This is a genomic window from Pantanalinema sp. (genome assembly GCA_036704125.1).
Classification (GTDB): domain Bacteria; phylum Cyanobacteriota; class Sericytochromatia; order S15B-MN24; family UBA4093; genus JAGIBK01.
On sequence record DATNQI010000025.1, the window covers coordinates 24,987 to 46,385 of the forward strand.

Below are 21,399 nucleotides of genomic sequence, written 5' to 3' on the forward strand. Positions count from 1 at the left end.
AATGAGGGAGCTCACCCTCTTGCGATCGGAGCCCCCATGCCCACCGGCCCGCTGTCCCCTCTAGGCCCCACCTCAGACGCCCAGGAGCCCATCCTCGGCGTGGTAGGGAGCCTCACCCGGATCATCCGCTACTTCCTGCGGTACCCGGCCATGTGCGGGCTCATCGTCGCGGCCCTGGCGCTCGAGATGGGGTTCACCGGGCTGGTCCCCATGAGCTTCAAGTACCTGATCGACGGGGCGATCGCCCACCAGGATCGAGCGGCCCTGGCCCTGACGCTCAGCGCCCTGCTCGGCGCCCTGCTCCTGGTGTCGGTCACGGGCCTCGGCCGGGACTACCTCTACGCCCAGGTGGTGACCCGGATCCAGCGCGACCTGCGCCGGGAGATCTTCGCCCACCTCCAGCGCTTGCCGCTCGGCTTCTACCGCCGCGCCAGCGAGGCCGACATCCTCTCGCGCTTCTCGATCGACATCGCGGCGGTCGAGTACGCGGTCGCAGGCGTCGCCCCCTGGGTCATCCTGCCCCTCATGGACATCGCCATGAGCACCGTCCTCCTCTTCTCGCTGGACTGGCGCCTCGCGCTGGTGGCCATGCTCATCTGGCCGTTCAGCCTGATCGGGCCCCGGCTGTTCTCGGGCCGGGCGTCGCGCGAGAGCTACGCCTACAAGCAGGAAGAGGCGGCCATCGTCGCGCACGTGCAGGACAACGTCTCCTTCCAGCCGCTCATCAAGCAGCTCGGCCTCGAGAAGGACGCCGTCGCGCGCTTCCGGGACCGCACGCACCGCCTGGCGAGCGGTGGCCTGAAGGTCAGCTTCCTGAGCGCGATCGTGGAGCGCACGGCGAACATCGGGATCAGCCTGCTCCAGGTGCTGACCATGGGCGTGGGGGCCTACCTCGCGTTCACGGGAAGCATCACGATCGGCTCCTTGGTCTCGTTCCAGGCGCTGCTCGTGACGCTGAGCTACTCCGTCTCGTACGTGATCAACTACCTGCCCATCGTCGTGCCCGCCGCAGGAGCCCTCCAGCACATCGAGGACCTCCTGAAGGAAGCGCCCGAGCCGCCGGAGGCCCCCGGCGCGATCGCCGCCCCCGAGGACCCCGAGCGGTGGAGCCTGGAAGGGGTCTGCTTCGCGTTCGGGGCGACCGACTCCCTGCGCGAGGCGAGCCTCGAGATCCCCCGCGGCGCCGCGGTGGCGCTGGTGGGGCCGAGCGGCTCGGGGAAGAGCACCCTGGTGTCGCTCCTGGCCGGAGACGATCGGCCGATCAAGGGCGCGCTCACGGTGGACGGGAAGGAGGCCGGCGCCTTCACGCGCGAAAGCCTGCGAGCGCGCGTGGCCGTGCTGCGCCCCGAGCCGCAGTTCTTCCCGGGCTCGATCCGCGAGAACCTCCGGCTCGCGGCGCCGGACGCGTCCCTCGAGGAAATCGAAGAGGCCCTGGCCGCGGCCGGGCTGGGCGAGACCTGCAGGGCCCAGCCCCTCGGGCTCGACACGCCGAGCCCCGAGCTGCGCCTCTCGCCGCTCGAATGGCAGCGCCTCGCGCTAGCGCGGGCCGTGCTGCGACGCGCGCGCCTGCTGATCCTCGACGACGCGACGATCGCCATGGACGCCGAGAGCGAGGAGGCCTTCCTTGCCACGGTCCATGCCATGACGAGGGGCCGGGCAACCGTGCTCGTCGCGACCCACCGGCTCGCCTCGGCCCGGCATGCCGAGCAGATCCACGTCCTGGACGACGGCGCGATCGCCGAGCGCGGCACCCACGCGGAGCTCATCGCGGCGGGCGGCCTCTACGCCGCGTGGTGGGAGAAGCAGAGCGGCTTCGTCGCCAACCGGGTCCGGCCCGAGTGGCTCGCGCGCCTGCCCTTGTTCGCCGCCCTCGATCCGGGCCTGCTCGAGAAGCTCGCCGAGCGCTTCCTTTCCGAACAGGTCGGGGCCGGGCGCGAGGTCTTTTGCGAGGGGGATGCGGGCGATCGCTTCTACCTGATCGCCCGCGGCACCGTCGAGGTGCTCAAGGGCCAGCCCGGAGGCGCACCGGCGCGCGTCGCCCAGCTCGAGGACGGCGACTACTTCGGCGAGATCGCGCTGTCCACCGACGCGCCGCGCGGAGCGACCATCCGGACCCTCACGCCCTGCCGGCTGCTCTCGCTGGATCGCGCCGCCTTCCTGGAGCTGATGGAAAGGGCGCCCGAGTTCGAGGCGCACGTGACCCTGACGATGGCCGAGCGCACGGGCGAGCCCTGATCCCGCCCGGGGCAAGCCTTCTTGGCAGGGTCCCCTAGGCCTCCGGGACCGGCGCGGCCGAGGGCACGGGCTGCGGGGGCTCGACGGGGCCGAGCTCGCGGGCCCGCTGCTGCTGCAGCCAGAAGCGAAGGGTCGTCACCACGACCGCCATGATGGGGATGGCCAGCAGGATGCCCAGAAACCCCGCGAGCTTGCCGCCCATCAGCACCGCGGCGATGATGAGGATGGGGTGAAGGCCCGTCGTGTGGCTCATGACGCGCGGCGCGATGATGTTGTCCTTGGTCCACCAGATGACGAGCCCCGCGAGGATCACCTTGCCCACCACCGGGCCACCCTGGAGCATCGCGAGGAAGACCGCCGTCCCCAGGCCCAGGTAGAGCCCGAAGTATGGGATGATTTCCGCCAGGCCCCAGATGAGGCCCGCCACGATGCCGTAGTTCATCCCGAGCAGGCTGAACGCGGTCGAGGCGGCCGCGAGGACCACTCCCGCGTTGATCAGCTGGCCGCGCACGTAGCGGTTGAGGCTCTGCTCGAGCTCGACCTGCAGGTAGGTGGCCTGGAGCGAGGCGCGGCTCGGCAGCGCGTCGAGCAGGGCGCGCCAGAGCCTGGAGCCGTCCTTGAGGAAGTAGAACGAGCAGACCAGGATCATGGCGCCGCTGAAGAAGCCCGAGAAGGAGCCCATCAGGAGGCCGGGCAGGTTGCTCGCCACGCTCTGGCCGAGCCCCTCGAGGCGAGGCAGGACCCACGCGTCGATCCGAAGGTCCGAGCGCAGGTGGCGCGAAGCCAGGTAGCCGTTCAGCCGATCGAGCTGGTCCTGCAGGTTCTCGATGCCGGCAGGCAACTGCACCAGGATCATCTGGAGCTGGTTGAGCACCAGGGGCACCGCGAGCGACACTGCGGCCCCGACCAGGACCACGAAGGCGACGACGACCAGCAGGACCGCGAGCCAGCGCGGCATCCGGCGCGAGAGGGGCTCGACCGCCATCTGCAGGACGTAGGCCACCAGGATGGCGCTGACCAGGACGGTCAGGACGTCCTGGAAGTAACCTGTCGCCTGCCACCCGATGTAGCACAGGACCAGGATCAAGAGAATCGATGCGAGCTTGTAGAAGGTCTCGGCCCAGTTGCGCCCCACGGTACCTCCGAATCGGAAGGCGGGCGCAAAAGCCCGCCGAGCCTGATTATACCGAAGCCTGAAGGCCAGCGCCACCCGGCGCCAGGGGGTGTAACAGGCAAGGGCTGAGGGTACAAGACCGATCCGCATCCAGCGACACGAAGGAGTGAGCGATGACGACCGCAGGCTTCGTCCCCCATCACCTCAACGCCACGCCGAGCGATCTCGCCGGCAACGACGGCATCGGCCGATACGTGATCCTGCCCGGGTCCGACGGGCGCGCCAAGCAGATCGCCGAGCACTTCGAGGACGTGCGCGTCCTGCCGCACCCCCGCTGCCACAACCTGTACCTGGGGCGCCTGAGGGTCGGCGCTCGCCTCGTCGACGTGGCGAGCGTCTCGACGGGGATGGGCTGCGCGAGCCTCGACATCATCGTCAACGAGCTGTGCGGGCTTGGCGCCAAGCGCTTCGTGCGGGTGGGGACCGCTGGCTCCCTGCAGCCCGCGAACATCCGTGCGGGCAGCCTGGTGGTCGCCACCGCGAGCGTGCGCGACGAGGCCACCTCGCGCCGCTACGTGCCGATCGAGGTGCCGGCCGTCGCCTCGCTGGAGGTGGTGCTCGCCGCCAAGCGGGCCGCCGCCGAGCTGGGCCTCGCCCCCTCCACCCACTTCGGGGTCGTCCACTGCAAGGATTCGCTTTTCGCCCGCGAGTTCGGCGCAGGGCCGCTGAGCGAGGAGAACCACGCCTACATGAGGGTTCTGAGCGCCTCGGGCGTGCTCGCCTCCGAGATGGAGACCGCCCAGCTCTTCATCCTCGCGGCGCTCCAGGACCACCGGCTCAGGCGGGCAGCAGAGGGTCACGCCCACCGGGTGCTCGCCGGCGCGGTGCTCGGCGTCGTGGGCGACGATCGCCCCTTCGCCACCCCCGAGGAGGAGCGCCGGGCCGTGGACGGCTCGGTCGCACTGGTGCTGGAGACGATCCGCCAGCTCGCCGCAGAGGAGCTGGGCGCCGGCCTACCCGAGCGCGAGCCCGCCTGGCAGGAGGCCGCGCGGTGAACGTCGTCCAGCTCGTCTCCCTGCTGGGAGCCTTCCTGGTGCTGGCGGCCTTCGCCGGCAACACCTTCGGCTGGATGAACAACCGCTCGGCGTCCTACCAGCTGCTCAACCTGCTGGGCGCGCTGGGGCTCGGGTACGCGGCGGTCGTCGGCCGCCAGTACGGCTTCATCCTCTTGCAGGTCACCTGGGCGATGGTCAGCCTCGTGAGCCTCGCGCGCCTCCTGCCGACGCGCGCGCACCGGCAGGAGGCCTAGAGGAATCGCCCATCAAGCGGAGGGGGCCTCGACACCGAGGTACGGGTCGCACCAAAGGGAGGCCCAGTGCATCGGGTTCCTGACCGGCACCGGATCCCTGCCGGTGACCAGGTGCGGCGAGGGATTATCCCCCTCGGGCAGGCTCAGGAGCTCGCCGGCGTAGAACACCGCTCCCTCGTCGAGCTGGTGGGCGAGGTTGGTCGCAAGGATCTCGCGGATCACCCGGGTCTCGCCGAGCTGCGAGAGGATCCTCAGCAGGTAGGGCGTCTTGCTCGGCCAGCAGACCGCCTCGTGGGCTTGCGGATCCCCCAGGTAGACACGCTCGGCCGACTCCTTGGCGATGAGGCCGAAGGCCGAGGGCCGCCCTTCGATCGCGCGCCGCACCAGCAGGTGCGTCCTCGCCCCCGCCCAGATCGCTTCGAGCTCCTGGCGGGTGAAGACGCGCTCGCCCAGGCGCGCGGCCGCCTCGACGCACGTCACCGAGCGGGTCGGGTCAGCTCGCCCCTCGCGCGTCACGAGGTTGTGCAGAAAGCCCGTGGCCGGGTTCCAGAAGATTCGCTTGTAGTGAGCGATCGCCCCTTGAAACGCCGAGCGGCTCGAAGCGAGCAATGCTTCGTCGCCGTGCCGGTCGGCCAGGGCCATCCCCGCCTCGAGCATGCGGATCCAGCGGGCGTTCAGCTCGGGCAGGTAGAAGGCCGGGACCTGGAAGAGGGCCTGGACGTGGCGCGCGTCGCGCAGCCACGCGATTGCCTCGCGCTGCCAGGCCGGATCGAGCCGGGTCGGCAGCCCTCCGATCCTGAGCCCGTCGCACGCGAGGGCGCGCACCCCGTCCATCCATGACGCGGTCGGAAGGCTCGAGAGCAGGCCCCTTTCGTCCAGGACGGGACCGCCGCCGCGCTGCTCGTGCGAGGCCTCCTCGAAGGCGCGAAAGGCACGGAGGTAGGCCTCGTACAGCGCGTAAAGCAGGCTCGGCTCCTGCACGGCGCCCAGGTGATCCGCCAAGAAGTCGAAGAGCACCAGGGTGGTCCGGGAATCCGAGTGGCAGAGGGCCTGCCGGATGGCCTCCTCGATCAGGCCGCCGCGGCCCAACAGCAGCAGGGTCTGCCGGTTGTGAAGCAGCCCCTCGAAGACCGACGGCAGCCAGGCCGAGCGCGCCCACCAGGCGCCCGCCGCCGGCACCGAGCGGCCGTCCCGGGGCAGGTCGAACTTCTCGGCCATGACGTAGACGCGCGAGGCGACCTCGCGCGGAAGGGCCGAGAGACGCTCGAGGTAGGTGCTCGCGATCGCCTCGCGCGCGGCGACGAGCGACTCGCGACGCTCCAGGCCCGTCTGGACGGTGCCGATGGCCTCGGCCTCGCCAAAAGAAGCGGCGAAGCCGAGGGTGAAAGGAGCCGAGAGGTCGAGGGCCAGGCTGCCGAGGCTCAGCCCGCGGAAGTACTCGCGCTTGAAGTGGATCCGGCCGTGGACCGCCTCGCGGTCGCCCGAGCCCAGGCGGTAGTACAGGTCCCGGACCTGGCGATCGGGGAAGAACGCGAAGGGCGCGTCGCTTGCGATCGCGAGGTGGCGCTGCTGGTGGACGACGATGAGGCGCTCGTCGAGCCGCTCGATCTGGTGACCCTCCGGATCTGAGAAGTAGTGCGTGTGGCGCAAGTCCAGGATGGGCTTGAGGAGGATGGCGGCATCCGGATCGCCTTCCCAGGCGTAGGTGATCGCGAGCATCGCCCCGGTGGCGCCCGGCACCTCGAGGAGCTGGTAGCGCACGCTGAGGCGCCCCTCGAGGGCCTCGAACCGGTACACGGCCCAGTCGGGCGTCACCGTGACCGTCCCCGCTCGCATGGCGGGAGCCTGCCCCTTGACCAGGAGCCTGAAGCCGACGCGATCGATCGCCTTCCAGCTCTCCGCGTGGACGAGGGCCAGCAACCCCTCGTACGCGTAATCGACCCGGTGGTACCAGAACCCGTCGGCCTCGCACGCGCTCACGGCGGACTGGCACCACTCCGCGTGCGGCGTGCGCAGCGCCAGGCGCCGGGTGCGGGCGTGGTCCCAGTCGGGATTCTCCAGCGGAAGGAAGGTCAGCGCGCTGACCCGGCGTCGGGCGTCGATCATCGGGGTCCTGCCTCCTCTTCGAGGGCAAGGGCGGACGAGTCGCGGCGAGGAAAAGCGAATAAACGATTATTACATTATATGACGAAGCCCGGGGGATGCGCTAACGAAAGCTTGCTACCTCTCAGGACTTGGCAAGCAGATCGAGCGTCTTCAAGGGGCGCCCGGCGTGGAGCGCCAGGGAGGCCTGCAGCACCCCGCGGGCATGGGCGAGCAGGTCCGGGCCCAGGGAGTGGGCGGCGATCGCCGAGAGCTCGACCGCCGAGAGCCGGCGCAAGAGCGAGAGGCCCTTGTGGTGCAGGCGCCGCTGGCCGCGGACGGCCCGGCAGGCCGCGCACAGCGCGCCGCCCTCCTCGGCCGAGAAGCCGCAGCCCTCGTGGTCGAGCGCGTCGGAGCACAGCACGCAGGCGTCGAGCTCCAGGCCGTAACCGAGGGCATGCAGGAGGGTCAGCTCGAACCAGGCGACCACGAGCGGAGGGGAGGCGGCCACCTCGAGGACCATCAGGGTCGAGGCCAGGAGGTCGAAGACCTCGGGGTGCGGCTGCTCGTCCTCGACCAGGGCCTCGACCAGCTCCGCCAGGTACATCCCCGACAAGAGGCGATCCAGGTCCTCGCGCAGGGCGCGGTGGGCGTGCAGGCCCTCGCACTGGGCCACCACGTCGAGGTTCTTGCCCTTGCCGAGGAACCACTCGGCGCGCACGAGCGGCTCGGTCTTGCCGCCGAGCTTGCTCTGCTTGCGGCGCGCCCCCTTCGCGATCACGCGCTTGAGGCCGTGCTCGCGGGTGAAGACCACGAGGATCTTGTCGTACTCCCCGGTGGGGTAGTGGCGCAGGGTGATGCCGGTGGCGGTGTAGGTGGACACCCCTCGATCATCCCCGGCTCGGGCCGCACGAGCGACGGCTAGTCGACCGCATAGCCGAGCTGCTTGAGGTTCTTCGCCTGCTTGCGCCAGTTGGGGAGCACCTTGACCCACAGCTCGAGGTAGACCTTGCGATCGAGCGACTTCTCGATGGCGATGCGGGCCGTCCGCCCGATCTCCTTGAGCTTGCTGCCCTTCTCGCCGATGAGGATGCCCTTCTGACTCTCGCGCTCGACGAAGATGGTCGCCTGAATGTAGGCGTTGCCGTCCTCGCGCTCCTTGAACTCGTCGACGCGCACCGCCACCGCGTGGGGCACCTCGTCGCTCGTCAGGCGCAGCACCGCCTCGCGCACCAGCTCGCCCGCGATCCCGCGCTCGGTCTGGTCCGTGACCTCGTCCTCGGCGTAGAAGGGCACGCCCACGGGCATCTTCTCGACCAGCTCGTCGACCAGCTGGGGCACGCCCTTGCCGTAGAGGGCCGAGATGACGCGCACGCCCGTGAAGGTGCCGAGCTCCTCGTAGCTCTTGAGGACCTCGGGGTCCACCTTGAGCGAGTCCACCTTGTTCAGCACCAGCATGACGGGCTTCTTGACCTGCTGGATGAGGTCGGCGACGTACTTGTCCCCCCGGCCGGCGCTGGTGCGGCCGTCCACCATGAAGACGACGAGGTCCACGTCCGAGAGGGTGTCGGTCGCGGCCTTGACCAGCTGCTCGCCCAAGAGGTGCAGGGGCTTGTGGACGCCGGGGGTGTCCACGAAGACCACCTGGGCGGCGTCCTGGTTGAGGATGCCCTTGATGCGGTGGCGGGTGGTCTGGGCCTTGGACGAGACGATCGCGATCTTCTGGCCGACGATCTTGTTCATGAGGGTCGACTTGCCCACGTTGGGGCGGCCGACGAAGGCGACGAAACCGGAGCGAAAGGGAGTTTCGGACAAAATTAGACTTCCTCGAGGCTGGCAGGGGAGAACCCGTGGGGCAAAAGATCGGCGACCGTCAGCTTCCAGCCCTCGCCGGGCTGGTCCAGCACGACCGTCATCTCGCCGAACTCGGCGAGCACCTGGCGGCAGGCCCCGCAGGGGGTGACGGGCCGGATCCGCTCGGCGGTGACGGCGATCGCGACGAAGCGCGTGGCCCCCTCCGAGACGGCCTTGCCGATGGCGACGCGCTCGGCGCACATGGAGAGCGGGTAGGCCGCGTTCTCGACGTTGCAGCCGGTGAAGACGCGGCCGTCCTCGGTCAGGAGGGCCGCGCCGACCGGAAAGCGCGAGTAGGGGGCGTAAGCCGACCGCATGGCGTCACGCGCAGCGTCCAAAAGGGCGGTGGGATCGAAGCCTGGGCCTGATGTCATGTTAGCGGACCTCCGCGGCGAGAGGGGCGCCGGCGCTATCGCTGTGGGCGAGAGCAGCGCGGACGAACCCGAGGAACAACGGGTGGGGCTTGCCGGGCCGGCTCTTGAACTCCGGGTGGAACTGGCAGGCGACGAAGTAGGGGTGGTCGCTCAGCTCGACGATCTCGACCAGCCGGCCGTCCGGGCTGGTACCGCTGACGACCAGGCCCTTCTCGACCAGGCGCGGCAGAAGAGCGTTGTTGACCTCGTAGCGATGGCGGTGCCGCTCCGAGATGAGCTCGGCGCCGTACAGCTCGCGCGCGCGGGTGCCGGCCGAGAGGCGACAGGGGTAGGCCCCCAGGCGCATGGTGCCGCCCATGCCGTGGACGTCCTTCTGCTCGGGCAACAGGTCGATGACCGGGTAAGGGGTGCCGGGGTCGAACTCGGCCGAGTTGGCCCCGCCCAGCCCCGCCACGTGGCGGGCGAACTCGATGACCGCCGTCTGCATGCCGAGGCAGAGGCCGAGGAACGGGATCTTGCGCTCGCGGGCGTAGCGGATGGCGGCGATCTTCCCCTCGATGCCGCGCAGGCCGAAGCCGCCGGGCACCAGCACCGCGTCCACGTCCGAGAGGTGGCGCTCGGCGCCGTCCTGCTCGATCTCGGCGTCGGCGTGGATCCACTTCAGCTCCACCTCGGCGCCCTCCTGGGCCGAAGCGATCCGCAGGCTCTCGATGACCGAGAGGTAGGCGTCGGCGAGCTTGGCGTACTTTCCGACGATGCCGATCCGCACCTTCCGGGCGGGGTTGGACAGGCGCGCGACGAAGTCGTCCCAGGCCGCGGCGTCGTTGGCCGAGGGCTTCAGGCCGAGGCGGGCGATGACCTGCTCGGCGAGGCCCTGCCGCTCGAGCATGGCGGGCACCTCGTAGATGTTCCGGACGTCCTGGTTCTCGATCACCGCCTCGGGGTCGATGTCGCAGAAGAGGGCAAGCTTCTCGCGGACGGACTCGGGCAGAGGGGCCTCGGTGCGGCAGACGAGCACGTCGGGCTGGATGCCGAGCGAGCGCAGCTCCTTGACGCTGTGCTGGGTCGGCTTGGTCTTGAGCTCGCCGGCGGCCTTGAGCGAGGGCACCAGGGTCACGTGGACGTAGAGGACGTTGTCGCGCCCGGCGTCCTTGCGGAACTGGCGGATGGCCTCCAGGAAGGGCAGGCCCTCGATGTCGCCCACGGTGCCGCCGATCTCGACGATGGCCACGTCGGCCTTGGCGCCCACCTGGTGGATGCGGTCCTTGATCTCGTTGGTGATGTGGGGGATCACCTGGACGGTGCCCGAGAGGTAGTCGCCCCGGCGCTCCTTGGTGATGACCGACCAGTAGATGGCCCCCGAGGTCACCGAGTTCTCGCGCGCGAGATCCGTGTCGGTGAAGCGCTCGTAGTGCCCCAGGTCCAGGTCGGTCTCGGCGCCGTCCTCGGTCACGAAGACCTCGCCGTGCTGGTAGGGGCTCATGGTGCCCGGGTCGATGTTGATGTAGGGGTCGAGCTTGAGGATGCGCACCGAGTGGCCGCGGTTCTTGAGCAAGCGCCCGAGGCTGCTCGCCACGATGCCCTTCCCGATGCTCGAGACGACCCCGCCGGTCACGAATATGTACTTGGTGGGCATGCGACTCCTCGATCTTGGCGTGCTGAATCCGTCTTGATCTCGATTATACCAGGTGCGGCGCTCGTCTTGCCCCCCTGTCGAAGGCCCGCGCGCGACAGCGACGCGGCCGGGGGGCCATGCAGGGGAGATGGCGTTCAACTGGCTCGGCGGAGTTGATACAATGAGTCGCCTCAGCCCGGGCCCCGGCAACAACGAGACGACCCGGGCGGCAAGAGGAGAAACCGATGGCCGACACCTCGCTCGCCTGCACCAACGGCGGGACTCGCCCGCTCCTGGACGAGTACGCGACGCTGCTCTGCCGCTACGTCTCGCACCCGAACCAGGCCGATCGCGATCGCGCCCGCGTGATAGGCGAGCTCTTGATCGCCGGGGCGTGCGGCCCCGAGAAGCTCCTCGATCTGCACGCGCAGGCGCTCAGGCGATGCGAGCGGCTCAGCCCCCGCGAGGGGATCAAGCTTGCGAACGATCTCCTGACCCAGGCGACCACCCCCTTCGTCGCCACCTACCGCAAGCAGGCCGAGGTTCACCGGGCCGAAGCCGAGTGCTACCGCCAGTACGCCCACCTCCTGGAGCGGCTGAACCAGGAGCTCAACGAGAAGCACGAGGCGCTCCAGGTCGCTCACCAGGAGCAGACCCGGCTCAACCAGCAGAAAGCCGATCTGCTCAACCTGGTCGGCCACGAGATCCGGACCCCGCTCACGGCGCTGCTCGGCTACGGCGAGTTCCTGGAGGAGGGGACCTACGGCCCCCTCACCGAGGAGCAGCAGGAGGTGCTGCGCCGCATGATCCAGAGCGGCAAGGATCTGCTCTTGCTCATCAACAACCTCCTGGACCTGTCGCGACTGGAAGGCGGCCGGCTGAACCTCGATCGCCAGCCGGCCTCGCTCGCAGAGCTCTTCGCCCATGCCATCGAGCAGGTCAGCCCCCTGGCCCAGCGCGGCGAGCTGTCGCTAGCGATCGCCCCGCTCCCCGGCGATCTGCCGCTCGTCTGGGTGGACCCGATGCGCATCATCCAGGTGCTGGTGAACCTGCTGGGCAACGCCATCAAGTTCACCAAGCCGGGCGGCAGCATCACCCTCACCGCGAGGCGCTCGGGCGAGGAGGTCGTGATCGAGGTCAAGGACACGGGGATCGGCATCTCGCCGGAGGCCCAGGAGCGCCTCTTCCAGCGCTTCACCCAGGTGGAGAACGTGCGGCAATACGGCGGCACGGGGCTGGGGCTGTCCATCTCGAAGGAGCTTCTGGCCCTGCACGGAGGCCGCATCGAGGTCGAGAGCGAGCTGGGGCAGGGGGCCACCTTCCGGTTCACGCTGCCCGCCTGGAACGAGGCGGACCACCCGAGCGAGCTGCCCCTCCTGGCGCCGGTGGCTACCGAAGCGACAGAGCCCTGAGCAAGGGAGGCAGCAGCAGCAGACCGCCCACCAGCACGGCGTTGAGGGCCGAGGCGAGCACGGCGGCCGCGGCCACGTCCTTGGCGGCCTTCGCGAGCGGGTGCCGCTTGTGGGTGGCCAGGTCCACCGCGTTCTCGATGGCGGTGTTGAACATCTCGCAGACCACCACCAGCGAGCAGACCATGGCGATGATCGCAAGCTCCAGGCGCGGCAGCCTGAGCGCCACCGCCAGGCAGAAGGCCAGCACCCCGCTCAGGGTGTGGATGCGCATGTTGCGCTGGGTGCGCAGCATGAAGTAGAGGCCCGCCAGGGCGTACTTGAAGCTGGCTACGAGGCTATGGGCCTTGAACCTCAAGCCTCTTCTCCCTCTCGGCCGAGGCCGACCGCCTCGAGCAGCGCGCGCTGGCGCGCGCGCATCTCGGCCTCCTCGTCGGGGGTCTGGTGGTCGTGGCCCAGAAGGTGCAAGAGGCCGTGCGCCAGGAGGAAGCCCACCTCGCGCTCGAAGGGGTGGCCGTACTCTTCGGCCTGCCGCGCGGCCGTCTCGACCGAGACCACCACGTCCCCCAGGGAGAAGGGGATGGGCTCGGGAGGAAAGTCCTCGTCGGGCTCGAACTGGGGAAAGCTCAGGACGTCGGTTGGCCGATCCTTCTGGCGGTGTTCGAGGTTGAGGGCGTGGATCGCCGCGTCGTCGACGAAGGTCACCGAGACCTCGGCGCGATCCTCCACGCCCGCGGCGACGAGCATCTCGGCGACGAGCCCCTCCCAGCGGGCGAGGTCGAGCCCCGCCTCGCTCTGGTCATCGAGCAGGATTTCCAACCTTTTTTCCTTCGCTTTGCTTCTTGGGGCTCAGGTCCTTGAGCCACTGGTCCGGGTACTCGATCCGCTGGTGGTAGAGGCCCTGGGTGATGCGGATGAAGGTCTGGGCCACCACCTCCAGCTCGTGCAGGGTCAGGGGGCTCTCGGAGAGCTCGCCGTCCGCCAGGCGATTGTTGATGATGCGCCGCACCGTGGCCTCGATCGCCTCGATGGTCGGGTTCTTGAGGGTCCGCAGGGTCGCCTCGGTGGCGTCGGCCAGCATGACGATGGCCTGCTCCTTGGTCCAGGGACGCGGCCCCGGGTAGCGGAAGCCCTCCTCGGAGACCGCGTCGGCCCCCTCGGCCTCTCTGGCCTGGTGGTAGAAGTAGCTGACGAAGCTCTTGCCGTGATGGGTGGCGATGAAGTCGGAGATGTCCTTGGGCAGGCGGTGGTGGCGCGCGAGCTCAAGGCCCTCCTCGACGTGGGCGATGATGACGCGGGCCGACAGGCGCGGGTTGAGCCGGTCGTGGGCGTTGTCGATCCCCAGCTGGTTCTCGACGAAGAAGATGGGGCGCTTGGTCTTCCCGATGTCGTGGTAGTAGGCCCCCACGCGCGACAGCAGGCCGTCCGCCCCGATGGCCTCGGCCGCCGACTCGGCCAGGTTCCCCACCATGATCGAGTGATGGTAGGTGCCGGGCGCCTTGGTCAGCACCAGGCGCAGCAGCGGCTGGGTGGGGTTGGCGAGCTCCAGGAGCTTGAAGGGGGTGACGATGTCGAAGATCGCCTCGATGTAGGGAAGGATCCCCACCGCGAGCACCGTCGAGCCGACGCCGCCGATGGCCCCCCACATGGCCTTCTGGCTCCAGCCCGCCGGGTCGATGCCGCCCTCCAGGGCGCCGAGCGCCCCGATGAGGGCCACGTTGACCAGGCTCGCGAACAGGCCCGCCCGGGCGAGGTCGGATCGCGCCCGGATCCGGTGGACCGTGAGCACCGCCGCCAGCGCCCCGCCGATGTTCACCAGCACCGCGCCCGCGCCCTCCAGGGCCGAGGGCGCCCCGGCGCCGAGGGTGGCGCCCGCCGTCAGGGCCATGACGAGCACCGTGAAGAAGGCGATGCGCGGGTTGAGAAAGACCGCGAGCAGGATCGCCGCCGCGGGCAAGGGCGAGAGGTAGGGCGAGGCCTTGAGGAGCTCCAGCAGCCACACCGCCACGAAGACGAGCAGGGTCACCAGCACCAGCACGTAGAGGCGGCGCGGCTCGCGGACGATCTGGCGCTCGAAGAGCTGGAGGTAGGCGACGTAGAGGCTCACGAGGGTGGCCACGAGGATCGCGACCCCCACCGCGGGCAGGAAGCTCGACGGGTGCCCTGCCGGCAGCCACGCGGAGTGGATCTGCAGCAGGAGCGCCGTGAGGAAGAGAAAGGAGGTCCAGAAGGCGATCGCCTGGTGGGTCTCGACCCGCTCGAAGGCGGCGCGGACCGGCTCGGGGATCCGAGCGGCCGCGCTAGCGCGAACCCTGTCGATTGCGGCTTGAATCATGCGGTTTCTGTGCCTCGTAGCGCTCGTAGGCCTTCACGATGCGGCCCACCAGATCGTGGCGGACCACGTCGGCTTGCGTGAACTTGACGAAGGCGATGTCGTGGACGCCCTGGAGCAGGGACTCGATGTCGGCGAGACCCGAGGTCTTGCCCCGGGGCAAGTCGGTCTGGCTGGCATCGCCGGTGACGACCACCTTGGAGCCGAAGCCCAGGCGCGTCAGGAACATCTTCATCTGCTCGGGGGTGGTGTTCTGGGCCTCGTCGAGGATGATGAAGGCGTCGTTGAGGGTGCGCCCGCGCATGAAGGCCAGGGGCGCGACCTCGATGGTCCCGCGCTCCACGTACTTCTGGAAGCGCTCCACGTCCATCATCTCGTAGAGGGCGTCGTAGAGGGGACGGAAGTAGGGATCGACCTTGGCCTGGAAGTCTCCGGGCAGAAAGCCCAGGTTCTCGCCCGCCTCGACGGCCGGGCGCGTCAGGATGATGCGGCTGACGCGCTTGTCCCTCAGGGCCGAGACGGCCATGGCGACGGCCAAGAAGCTCTTGCCGGTGCCGGCGGGGCCGAGGCCGAAGGTCAGGGTGTGGTCGTTGATGGCCTTGACGTAGGCGCGCTGGTGAAGGGTCTTGGCCCGGATCGGCTTGCCGCGCTGGGTCGTGACGATGGTCTCGGCGTAGAGGGTGCCGATGGGGGCGTCAGGGTTGGATCGGATCTGGCGCAGGGCGTAGGAGATCTCGGAGGCCTTGATCGAGTCGATCCCCTGCCAGGCCTCCAGCTCCTCGAACAGGCGCCGGCCCAGCTCGAGCGATTCGCCCGCGTCGTCGCCGGCCATCAACACCAGCTCGTTGCCGCGCATGGTGGCCTGGATGCCGAGCTCGTGCTCGACAAGGCGAAGGTTCTCCTCGTTGTTGCCGGTCAGCAACAGCGCGTCGTGGGGGGTCTTGAGCGGGATCCGGATCTCCGTGGGCATTCAGGTCTCTCTGAGGCGGCAATGGGCCGGGGGGCAGGGGCATGATAGCAGAAAACTCAAGAACGGAGCCTGAAACCAAGCTCCGTTCCTGAGTTTATCCAGAGAGGCGATTTAGGAGCGACGCTTGCGAGCGGCTTCCGACTTGCGCTTGCGGCGCACGCTGGGCTTCTCGTAACGCTCACGACGCTTGATTTCGGAAAGAATGCCAGCCTTCTGGATCTTCTTCTTGAAACGCTTGAGGGCGCTCTCGATCGACTCGCTTTCGCCGAGACGAACTTCTGCCAAGTAACTCACCCCCTCCGATTTTTAAGATGCCGGGTATCCGCCAAAGGCTCTTTGGCAACCCAGGAAGCTTAATCTTAACCTAGAAGCGAGTGAAAGACAACTCCTAACCTGGAGGCCACTGGAGGGCGCGGCCGCCGAGGACGTGCCAGTGCAGGTGGTGGACCGTCTGCTGGGCGTCCCTTCCGACGTTGGTGACGACCCGGTAGCCGCTCTCGGCGATCCCCTGCTCCTTGGCGACGGCGTTGACGGCCTCCATCATGTGGTGGCAGGCAGCCCCCGAGAGGTGGGCGAGCGAGGGGATGTGCGCGCGCGGGATGACCAGGACGTGGACCGGGGCCTGGGGGTTGATGTCGCGAAAGGCGACGGCGTTTTCGTCCTGGTACACGATCTCGGCAGGGATCGCGCCTGCGACGATCTTGCAGAAGAGACAATCGGACATGGTCGGCATTCCTTGCTGCGAAAGGGCGGCCGGCTAGCGGCGCCTGGGCTCGGGCGTGAAAGAGGGCGTGGCCGTGGGGGCGAGCTGCTGGGTGCGGTAGGCCCTGAAGGGCGGCGCCTCGATGTGGGTGACCCCGTGGGGCATCTGGTTGTCGACCGTGACCCCCTTGATGGGGAGGCCCGGGCTCTGCTGCGGCTCGGGAGCAGCGGCGAGCTGGACGGGATCGGGCACGGCCGTGACCAGGACGGCGGCGATCGCAAGGGCGCTAAGCATCGGGTTTCCCCCCTTCGAGGATCAAGGAAGCCAAGGGCGTGACCGAAGGGTTCGTACCCTGCCGGCCCTCGATCGGCACGACGATCTTGGTCGTCTGGGCGAACTGGTTCTTGCGGACGGTGGCCAGGATCTCGAAGCGACCGGGCTGCACGCCGCGCACCGTGATGGGCACGACGGTCTTGCCGCGCTTCAGCTCGCCCTGCCAGGACACGGTCTGGGAGTCGATGGGCTGGTTGTTGGCATCGACGAACTCCAGCCCCTTGGGCAGATCGATGGTGAAGGTGACGTCGTTGACGTCCTGGGCCACGTCGAAGCCGATGTTGACCGAGGTCGGGCTCGAGACCGCGACGGCCGCCGTCTGGATGGTCGGCAAGGGGGCCTGGTTGCGCAGCACCACCGTCACCAGGGCGATGATCGTCCCGGCCGCCACGGCGCCCGCGGCGAGGCTCGGCCAGTTGATGAGCCGCGCGACACGCATGAGCACGCCGGGATCCGACGAAGGGGCGCTCGAGGGAACCGGCTCGTCCGCGAGCCGAAGGCGGATCTTGTCCATCAGGTCGGCGGGCGCCTCGGGGGCCTTGCGATCGCGCAGCATGGCCGTGACGATCTCGAGCTCGCGCAGGTGCTCGGCGCACTCCGGGCAGCTTGCCAGGTGCTCGGCGATGGCCGCGCGCGGGATGGCGTCCTCGGCGGGGTCGAGGTACTCGCCCAGGTAGTTCTGAACGTCGTCGCAGGTCATGGTTGCCTCGATTCGCCGAAATGTTCGCCGGGCAGGTACTCGGCGAGGCGTGCCTTCTGAGCGAGGAGCTTCTGGCGCAGGGTCTCGCGCGCCCGGTTGAGGCGGCTCTTGACCGTGCCGAGGTTGATCTCCAGCATGGACGCGATCTCGTCGTAGCTGTAGCCCTCGATATCGTACAGCACCAGGGGCTCGCGCAGCTTGTCCGAGAGGGTGCCGATGGCCTCGCCCATGATCTGCTGCAGCTCGCGCTGCTCGGTCGGGTGGTCGAGGCTCGGGCCCAGGGCCTCGGGGAGGATCTCGGTCGCCTCCTCGTGCTTGCGCACCGAGCGCTTGAGCTCGTCGAGGGCGCAGTTCCGGACGATGCGCCCCAGCCAGGTGGCCACGTCGGCCTCGCTGCGGAAGCTCGACAGGGAGCGATAGGCCTTGATCATGGCCTCCTGGACCACGTCGGAGGCGTCCTCCTGGTTGCCCATCATCTGGTAGGCCAGGCCGTAGTAGCGGTTGAGGAGGGGGGCAATCAGTTGCTCGAAGGCCCCCTTGTCGCCCGCCTGGGCCCGCGCCAGAAGCGCTTGCCGGTCGGGGGGGTTGGACACGCCGCGTCCTTTCGTGTTCGGCGGCGCGGGCGCCACCGTTGCGATTACTCGGTTACCGACCGAGATTCTACCGGACTTGGACTCCCCCCACAACCCGGGCGTCCCGGAGGACCGCAGGGCGATCGCGCTCGAAACCATCCGTGTCTCCTCCTCGGCTTGACCCTTCCGGTCCCTCGACGAGAAAAGGGCCCAAAAGGTTCGATCGGGCCCGCGTGGTATACTCGTTGGCTGGATCGTGTCACTGATTTCGAAGAATGAAAGGGAAGCAAGATGCGCGGCATGCCCGGCGGGTTCGGCGGGGGGATGGACCTCCAGAAGATGATGAAGCAGGCCCAGAAGATGCAGGAGGACCTCATGAAGGCCCAGGAGAACCTGGGCTCGCAGACGGTCGAGGGCACCGCTGGCGGCGGCGCCGTCACCGTGAGCGCCAATGGCCACAAGGAGATCACCGGCATCAAGATCAAGCCCGAGGCGGTCGATCCCGACGACGTCGAGACCCTCGAGGACCTGGTGCTCGCCGCCGTCCGCGACGCGCAGGCCAAGGCCGGAGCCCTCGCCGATAACCAGATCGGCGGGGTGACCGGCGGCCTCAACATCCCGGGCTTCGGCGGCAGGTAGCCTCAGAGCGCCTGACAAAACTGTTCCTTCTCGTCGCCCACGGCGACCAAAGGCCGAAACATGCCTGGTTTTGTTGGGTGCTCTCCAGACCAAGGAGAACCGGTGTTCTACTCCAAGCCCCTCGCCAAGCTCATCGAAGAGCTCCAGAAGCTCCCGGGCATCGGCCCCAAGAGCGCGCAGCGCCTCGCCTTCCACCTGCTCAAGCAGCCGGATGCCGACGTCAAGCGCCTCGCGCAGAGCCTGCTCGATGCCAAGGAGCAGATCCGCCTGTGCTCGGTCTGCTCCAACCTGAGCGTGCTCGACCCATGCGAGCTGTGCGCCCACCCGGGCCGCGACGTGTCCACCGTCTGCGTGGTCGCCGAGCCCAAGGACCTGGTCGCCGTCGAGCGGACCAAGGAGTACAAGGGCCGGTACCACGTGCTGCAGGGCCTGATCTCGCCCATGGACGGGATCGGTCCCGAGCAGCTCAAGATCCAGGAACTGCTCGCCCGGCTCACCCCGGGCGAGATCCAGGAGGTCATCCTCGCCATCAACCCCTCGATCGAGGGCGAGGTGACCACCCTCTACCTCAGCCGCATGCTCAAGCCGCTGGGCGTCCGGGTGACCCGAATCGCCTTCGGCCTGCCCGTGGGCGGCGACCTCGAATACGCGGACGAGATGACCCTCGTGAAGGCCCTCGAGGGCCGACGCGAGGTCTAGCACCCCTTTGGAGGCAAAAATGAAGCAGCCCATCGGCGTCCTCTTGCTCCACGGCTTCACCGGCCTGCCGGAAACGGTGGACGGCCTGATCCCCCACCTCAAGGCCGCAGGCATCCCCTTCCGGATGCCCGCCATGCGCGGCCACTGGACCCAGCCGCGGGACCTGGTGGGGGTCACGGCCAAGGACTGGCTCGAAGACGCCACCGCGGCGCTCGACGACCTGCTCGTCGAGGCGGAGCGAGTCGTGCTGGTCGGGCTCTCGATGGGGGCCCTCATCACCCTCCAGCTCGCCATTTCCCGCGAAGCGGACCTCGCCGGGGTGGTGGCGGTGGCCCCCGCCCTGCGCGTCGCGGACCCCCTCGCCCCCTACTGCCACCTCATGGCCAAGGTCGTGCCCTACTGGTGGATGCCCCCGGCCCCCAAGGGCACGGCGTACGGCACTGCCAAGAACTACGCCATCTTCCCCACCAAGGCGTTCGTCGAGTTCTACGAGCTCGGGCGCGAGGTCGAGACCCTGCTCGACAAGGTGAAGGTGCCGATCCGCATCCTCGTCTCGAAGGCCGACAAGACCATCAAGCCCGAATCCTCACAGGTCATCTACGACCGCGTCGGCTCGACTGACAAGGACCTCCACTGGTTCGAGCGCTCCGGCCACGAGATGATGATCGACTGGGAGAAGGACCGCGTCTTCGACCTCATCATGGACTTCGTCCGGACGCGACAGCCGGCCCAGGCCTCGTAATGCCCCCTTAAACCGAAGCAAGTCTCTCCTTAAAAGCACGATAACCCTACCAGGTAAGCGCCCGCGAAAGGAAAGACTCGCCAGATGCTGCTCGCATTCGATGTCCCCGCCACCGCCAAGGTCGCCCCGCTTCGCGCACCGGCGCTCACGAGCGCACCGAGCGCCGCGCGCGCGTCCAAGCCCGCCGGCGACACCGTCAAGCTCTCGTCCCAGCGCTGGATCACGGTGACCCCCGGCAAGGATTCGCTCCAGGTGCCGGTCACCAAGGCGACCACCTTTTACAGCCTGGCGCGGGCCTACGCCACCGACTACGCCGGGGACAACACCTTCGGCCAGGCGGACGGCAAGGACACGGCCCGCTTCATCGAGGAGCTCAAGAAGGTGAACGGGCTCACGTCCGACGTGCTGCGCCCGGGCCAGGTCCTGACCATCCCCACCGACCCCAAGCGGACCAACGTGAACCTGGTGCTCGCGATCGCCGTGCAGAAGGGCACCGATGCGCGCCGCAAGGCCGGCGAGAAGGTGGCCGAGCTCGACTTCTCCAAGGTCAAGATCGAGGCGGGCCCGCTGGACTCCTACAAGGTGTCGGTGCGCAAGAAGGGCGGCACGGACGACCAGCTCTTCCACGTCATGGACGACCTCAGCGGCCAGCGCCCCGACGGCTACCGGGTCATGCTGCCCGGCGAGGTCACCTTCGGCCGCTAAAAAAAATCCCCCGCCCCCGGGTGGGGCGGGGGGATCTCATGGTTGCGACTCTCTGCCGACGACGCTCTGGTAGAGCTGGACCGCGAGCACGATCCCGACCATGGCAACCAGCCCGTCCCCGAGCATGAGGAGCCCCCCGAGGACCGCACCGCCGACCGAGGCCAGCTCGCCGATTCGCCCGGTCAGGGGCTGGAAGGGGATCGCCGCCTGCTGCAGGACGGTCTTGAGCACGAACCACGCGAAGAGCAGCCCCCCCATCCGGGGCAAGAAGCGATCGCCGCCCACCCCCTTGAAGAGCTGCCAGGTCCGGCCGGGCACGCGCAACAGCCGGGTACCCGGCTCGCCCACCGCCACCACCGCGGCGAGGAAGGCGAAGACCAGGGCGTACACCCCGACGAGCACCAGGGCGATGAAGGCGCTGGTCACCCCCCAGGGCAGCACGTGCGCCTGCCAGCCGTCCCCGAGCGCCCCCATGGACGCGGCCTTGATCAGCCCGGCCGAGGCGGCGCCGAGCCCACCGATCAACACGATGGCGACGAGGCCCGCGAGTCCGAGCCAGAAGAGCGCCCGTCCCGAGCTGGCCATGCCGCCGTGCCAGACCTCGGGGGTCGGCTCCTCGCCGCGCGAGAGCGCATGGGCCGTGTTGAGCCACCCGCCGAACGTCAGCAGGCACAGGCCGGCCAGGGCCAGCGCCGACCCGAGGGCGGGTCGCGAGGGATCGGGCACGGCCTGGATGGCGGCGAAGAAGGCGGCCGGCCCGTCGGTCGCGAGCGTCCGGACCGCCAGGGTCTCGGCGATGGTGTAGGGCGTGTTGAAGCCGACCTCGAAGCCGGCCACCGCGATCATGAGCGCCAGGTAGGGACTCGCGCCCGGCGGGTGCAGCAGCACCCCCGCCTGACGGAGCGTGAGGGCGATCGCCGAGCGCAGGCCTGGACGCTTCACCGCCGCGCCCGTCGAGCCTCTAACAAAACCAGGCATGTTACCTCCTGTGGCCGCCGCAGTCGGCTTGTAG

At 68.9% G+C, this 21,399-nt stretch carries 24 protein-coding genes; 8 read left to right on the top strand and 16 right to left on the bottom strand.

The features are described from left to right. The first annotated feature begins 36 nt into the window (after window positions 1-36). The gene (locus V6D00_03635) at window positions 37-2,235 is read left to right on the top strand and encodes an ABC transporter transmembrane domain-containing protein (protein HEY9898251.1); all 2,199 of its coding nucleotides are present in this window, start codon (window positions 37-39) and stop codon (window positions 2,233-2,235) included. A gap of 34 nt (window positions 2,236-2,269) precedes the next feature. Here V6D00_03635 and V6D00_03640 read toward each other — a convergent pair whose 3' ends face one another. After that, window positions 2,270-3,370: an AI-2E family transporter gene (locus V6D00_03640; protein ID HEY9898252.1), complete on the bottom strand. Its 1,101-nt coding sequence runs from the start codon at window positions 3,368-3,370 to the stop codon at window positions 2,270-2,272. A gap of 152 nt (window positions 3,371-3,522) precedes the next feature. On the opposite strand from V6D00_03640, the gene V6D00_03645 reads away from it, so the two are divergent. Next, window positions 3,523-4,404: a nucleoside phosphorylase gene (locus V6D00_03645; protein HEY9898253.1), complete on the top strand. Its 882-nt coding sequence runs from the start codon at window positions 3,523-3,525 to the stop codon at window positions 4,402-4,404. After that, on the top strand, window positions 4,401-4,658 hold the full coding sequence (locus V6D00_03650) for a hypothetical protein (protein ID HEY9898254.1): 258 nt from the start codon (window positions 4,401-4,403) through the stop codon (window positions 4,656-4,658). The genes V6D00_03645 and V6D00_03650 overlap by 4 nt, the downstream gene beginning before the upstream one ends. Window positions 4,659-4,670: 12 nt before the next feature. On the opposite strand, the gene V6D00_03655 is transcribed toward V6D00_03650, so the two are convergent. From V6D00_03655 to V6D00_03675, 5 genes are all read right to left on the bottom strand, one after another. Continuing rightward, complete coding sequence (locus V6D00_03655) at window positions 4,671-6,764, bottom strand: hypothetical protein (GenBank protein ID HEY9898255.1); 2,094 nt, start codon at window positions 6,762-6,764, stop codon at window positions 4,671-4,673. 121 nt (window positions 6,765-6,885) lie between these two features. Continuing rightward, window positions 6,886-7,623 (bottom strand): DNA repair protein RecO, encoded by a 738-nt coding sequence (gene recO, locus V6D00_03660; GenBank protein ID HEY9898256.1) that lies wholly within the window; start codon window positions 7,621-7,623, stop codon window positions 6,886-6,888. 38 nt (window positions 7,624-7,661) lie between these two features. Then, entirely contained in the window at window positions 7,662-8,555 is an 894-nt protein-coding gene (era, locus tag V6D00_03665) for a GTPase Era (GenBank protein ID HEY9898257.1), read from the bottom strand. A 2-nt stretch (window positions 8,556-8,557) separates the two neighbouring features. Further along, window positions 8,558-8,968 carry a cytidine deaminase gene (locus V6D00_03670; GenBank protein HEY9898258.1) on the bottom strand — a complete coding sequence of 137 codons (411 nt, stop codon included), beginning with the start codon at window positions 8,966-8,968 and terminating at the stop codon, window positions 8,558-8,560. A 1-nt stretch (window position 8,969) separates the two neighbouring features. After that, window positions 8,970-10,604, bottom strand: a complete 1,635-nt coding sequence (locus V6D00_03675) for a CTP synthase (GenBank protein ID HEY9898259.1) — start codon at window positions 10,602-10,604, stop codon at window positions 8,970-8,972. A 224-nt stretch (window positions 10,605-10,828) separates the two neighbouring features. On the opposite strand from V6D00_03675, the gene V6D00_03680 reads away from it, so the two are divergent. Next, window positions 10,829-11,995, top strand: coding sequence for a HAMP domain-containing sensor histidine kinase (locus V6D00_03680; protein ID HEY9898260.1), 1,167 nt, complete (start codon window positions 10,829-10,831; stop codon window positions 11,993-11,995). Here the strand turns inward: V6D00_03680 and V6D00_03685 are convergent. The 9 genes from V6D00_03685 to V6D00_03725 form a co-directional block, all read right to left on the bottom strand. After that, window positions 11,973-12,350 (bottom strand): diacylglycerol kinase family protein, encoded by a 378-nt coding sequence (locus V6D00_03685; GenBank protein ID HEY9898261.1) that lies wholly within the window; start codon window positions 12,348-12,350, stop codon window positions 11,973-11,975. The genes V6D00_03680 and V6D00_03685 overlap by 23 nt on opposite strands. Next, entirely contained in the window at window positions 12,347-12,811 is a 465-nt protein-coding gene (gene ybeY / locus V6D00_03690) for an rRNA maturation RNase YbeY (protein HEY9898262.1), read from the bottom strand. The genes V6D00_03685 and ybeY overlap by 4 nt, the downstream gene beginning before the upstream one ends. Beyond that, the gene (locus tag V6D00_03695; GenBank protein HEY9898263.1) at window positions 12,792-14,327 is read right to left on the bottom strand and encodes an HDIG domain-containing metalloprotein; all 1,536 of its coding nucleotides are present in this window, start codon (window positions 14,325-14,327) and stop codon (window positions 12,792-12,794) included. The genes ybeY and V6D00_03695 overlap by 20 nt, the downstream gene beginning before the upstream one ends. Next, a complete protein-coding gene (locus V6D00_03700) occupies window positions 14,293-15,294 on the bottom strand; it encodes a PhoH family protein (protein HEY9898264.1) in 1,002 nt (333 codons plus the stop codon). The genes V6D00_03695 and V6D00_03700 overlap by 35 nt, the downstream gene beginning before the upstream one ends. Window positions 15,295-15,405: 111 nt before the next feature. Next, window positions 15,406-15,579 (bottom strand): 30S ribosomal protein S21, encoded by a 174-nt coding sequence (rpsU, locus tag V6D00_03705; GenBank protein HEY9898265.1) that lies wholly within the window; start codon window positions 15,577-15,579, stop codon window positions 15,406-15,408. A gap of 103 nt (window positions 15,580-15,682) precedes the next feature. Beyond that, complete coding sequence (locus tag V6D00_03710) at window positions 15,683-16,018, bottom strand: histidine triad nucleotide-binding protein (GenBank protein HEY9898266.1); 336 nt, start codon at window positions 16,016-16,018, stop codon at window positions 15,683-15,685. A 33-nt stretch (window positions 16,019-16,051) separates the two neighbouring features. Continuing rightward, window positions 16,052-16,291 (bottom strand): hypothetical protein, encoded by a 240-nt coding sequence (locus tag V6D00_03715; protein HEY9898267.1) that lies wholly within the window; start codon window positions 16,289-16,291, stop codon window positions 16,052-16,054. Continuing rightward, window positions 16,284-17,030 (bottom strand): zf-HC2 domain-containing protein, encoded by a 747-nt coding sequence (locus tag V6D00_03720; protein HEY9898268.1) that lies wholly within the window; start codon window positions 17,028-17,030, stop codon window positions 16,284-16,286. The genes V6D00_03715 and V6D00_03720 overlap by 8 nt, the downstream gene beginning before the upstream one ends. Next, window positions 17,027-17,623 carry a sigma-70 family RNA polymerase sigma factor gene (locus tag V6D00_03725; GenBank protein ID HEY9898269.1) on the bottom strand — a complete coding sequence of 199 codons (597 nt, stop codon included), beginning with the start codon at window positions 17,621-17,623 and terminating at the stop codon, window positions 17,027-17,029. The genes V6D00_03720 and V6D00_03725 overlap by 4 nt, the downstream gene beginning before the upstream one ends. A 279-nt stretch (window positions 17,624-17,902) precedes the next feature. On the opposite strand from V6D00_03725, the gene V6D00_03730 reads away from it, so the two are divergent. The 4 genes from V6D00_03730 (at window position 17,903) to V6D00_03745 (ending at window position 20,387) form a co-directional block, all read left to right on the top strand. After that, entirely contained in the window at window positions 17,903-18,241 is a 339-nt protein-coding gene (locus tag V6D00_03730) for a YbaB/EbfC family nucleoid-associated protein (GenBank protein HEY9898270.1), read from the top strand. A gap of 102 nt (window positions 18,242-18,343) precedes the next feature. Continuing rightward, window positions 18,344-18,940, top strand: coding sequence for a recombination mediator RecR (recR, locus tag V6D00_03735; protein HEY9898271.1), 597 nt, complete (start codon window positions 18,344-18,346; stop codon window positions 18,938-18,940). A gap of 19 nt (window positions 18,941-18,959) precedes the next feature. Next, window positions 18,960-19,682, top strand: coding sequence for an alpha/beta fold hydrolase (locus tag V6D00_03740; protein HEY9898272.1), 723 nt, complete (start codon window positions 18,960-18,962; stop codon window positions 19,680-19,682). Between the two features lie 84 nt (window positions 19,683-19,766). Continuing rightward, window positions 19,767-20,387 (top strand): LysM peptidoglycan-binding domain-containing protein, encoded by a 621-nt coding sequence (locus V6D00_03745; GenBank protein ID HEY9898273.1) that lies wholly within the window; start codon window positions 19,767-19,769, stop codon window positions 20,385-20,387. 36 nt (window positions 20,388-20,423) lie between these two features. Here V6D00_03745 and V6D00_03750 read toward each other — a convergent pair whose 3' ends face one another. Next, complete coding sequence (locus tag V6D00_03750; GenBank protein ID HEY9898274.1) at window positions 20,424-21,365, bottom strand: hypothetical protein; 942 nt, start codon at window positions 21,363-21,365, stop codon at window positions 20,424-20,426. Window positions 21,366-21,399 lie beyond the last annotated feature (34 nt).

What these genes read in the sequence shown, in the direction of transcription:
- V6D00_03635 (HEY9898251.1), top strand. Translation starts at nt 37, where the DNA reads ATGCCCACCGGCCCGCTGTCCCCTCTAGGCCCCACCTCAGACGCCCAG.
- V6D00_03645 (HEY9898253.1), top strand. Translation starts at nt 3,523, where the DNA reads ATGACGACCGCAGGCTTCGTCCCCCATCACCTCAACGCCACGCCGAGC.
- V6D00_03655 (HEY9898255.1), bottom strand. Translation starts at nt 6,764, where the DNA reads ATGATCGACGCCCGACGCCGGGTCAGCGCGCTGACCTTCCTTCCGCTG.
- V6D00_03670 (HEY9898258.1), bottom strand. Translation starts at nt 8,968, where the DNA reads ATGACATCAGGCCCAGGCTTCGATCCCACCGCCCTTTTGGACGCTGCG.
- V6D00_03675 (HEY9898259.1), bottom strand. Translation starts at nt 10,604, where the DNA reads ATGCCCACCAAGTACATATTCGTGACCGGCGGGGTCGTCTCGAGCATC.
- V6D00_03680 (HEY9898260.1), top strand. Translation starts at nt 10,829, where the DNA reads ATGGCCGACACCTCGCTCGCCTGCACCAACGGCGGGACTCGCCCGCTC.
- V6D00_03695 (HEY9898263.1), bottom strand. Translation starts at nt 14,327, where the DNA reads ATGATTCAAGCCGCAATCGACAGGGTTCGCGCTAGCGCGGCCGCTCGG.
- V6D00_03700 (HEY9898264.1), bottom strand. Translation starts at nt 15,294, where the DNA reads ATGCCCACGGAGATCCGGATCCCGCTCAAGACCCCCCACGACGCGCTG.
- V6D00_03710 (HEY9898266.1), bottom strand. Translation starts at nt 16,018, where the DNA reads ATGTCCGATTGTCTCTTCTGCAAGATCGTCGCAGGCGCGATCCCTGCC.
- V6D00_03715 (HEY9898267.1), bottom strand. Translation starts at nt 16,291, where the DNA reads ATGCTTAGCGCCCTTGCGATCGCCGCCGTCCTGGTCACGGCCGTGCCC.
- V6D00_03720 (HEY9898268.1), bottom strand. Translation starts at nt 17,030, where the DNA reads ATGACCTGCGACGACGTTCAGAACTACCTGGGCGAGTACCTCGACCCC.
- V6D00_03730 (HEY9898270.1), top strand. Translation starts at nt 17,903, where the DNA reads ATGCCCGGCGGGTTCGGCGGGGGGATGGACCTCCAGAAGATGATGAAG.
- V6D00_03740 (HEY9898272.1), top strand. Translation starts at nt 18,960, where the DNA reads ATGAAGCAGCCCATCGGCGTCCTCTTGCTCCACGGCTTCACCGGCCTG.
- V6D00_03745 (HEY9898273.1), top strand. Translation starts at nt 19,767, where the DNA reads ATGCTGCTCGCATTCGATGTCCCCGCCACCGCCAAGGTCGCCCCGCTT.
- V6D00_03750 (HEY9898274.1), bottom strand. Translation starts at nt 21,365, where the DNA reads ATGCCTGGTTTTGTTAGAGGCTCGACGGGCGCGGCGGTGAAGCGTCCA.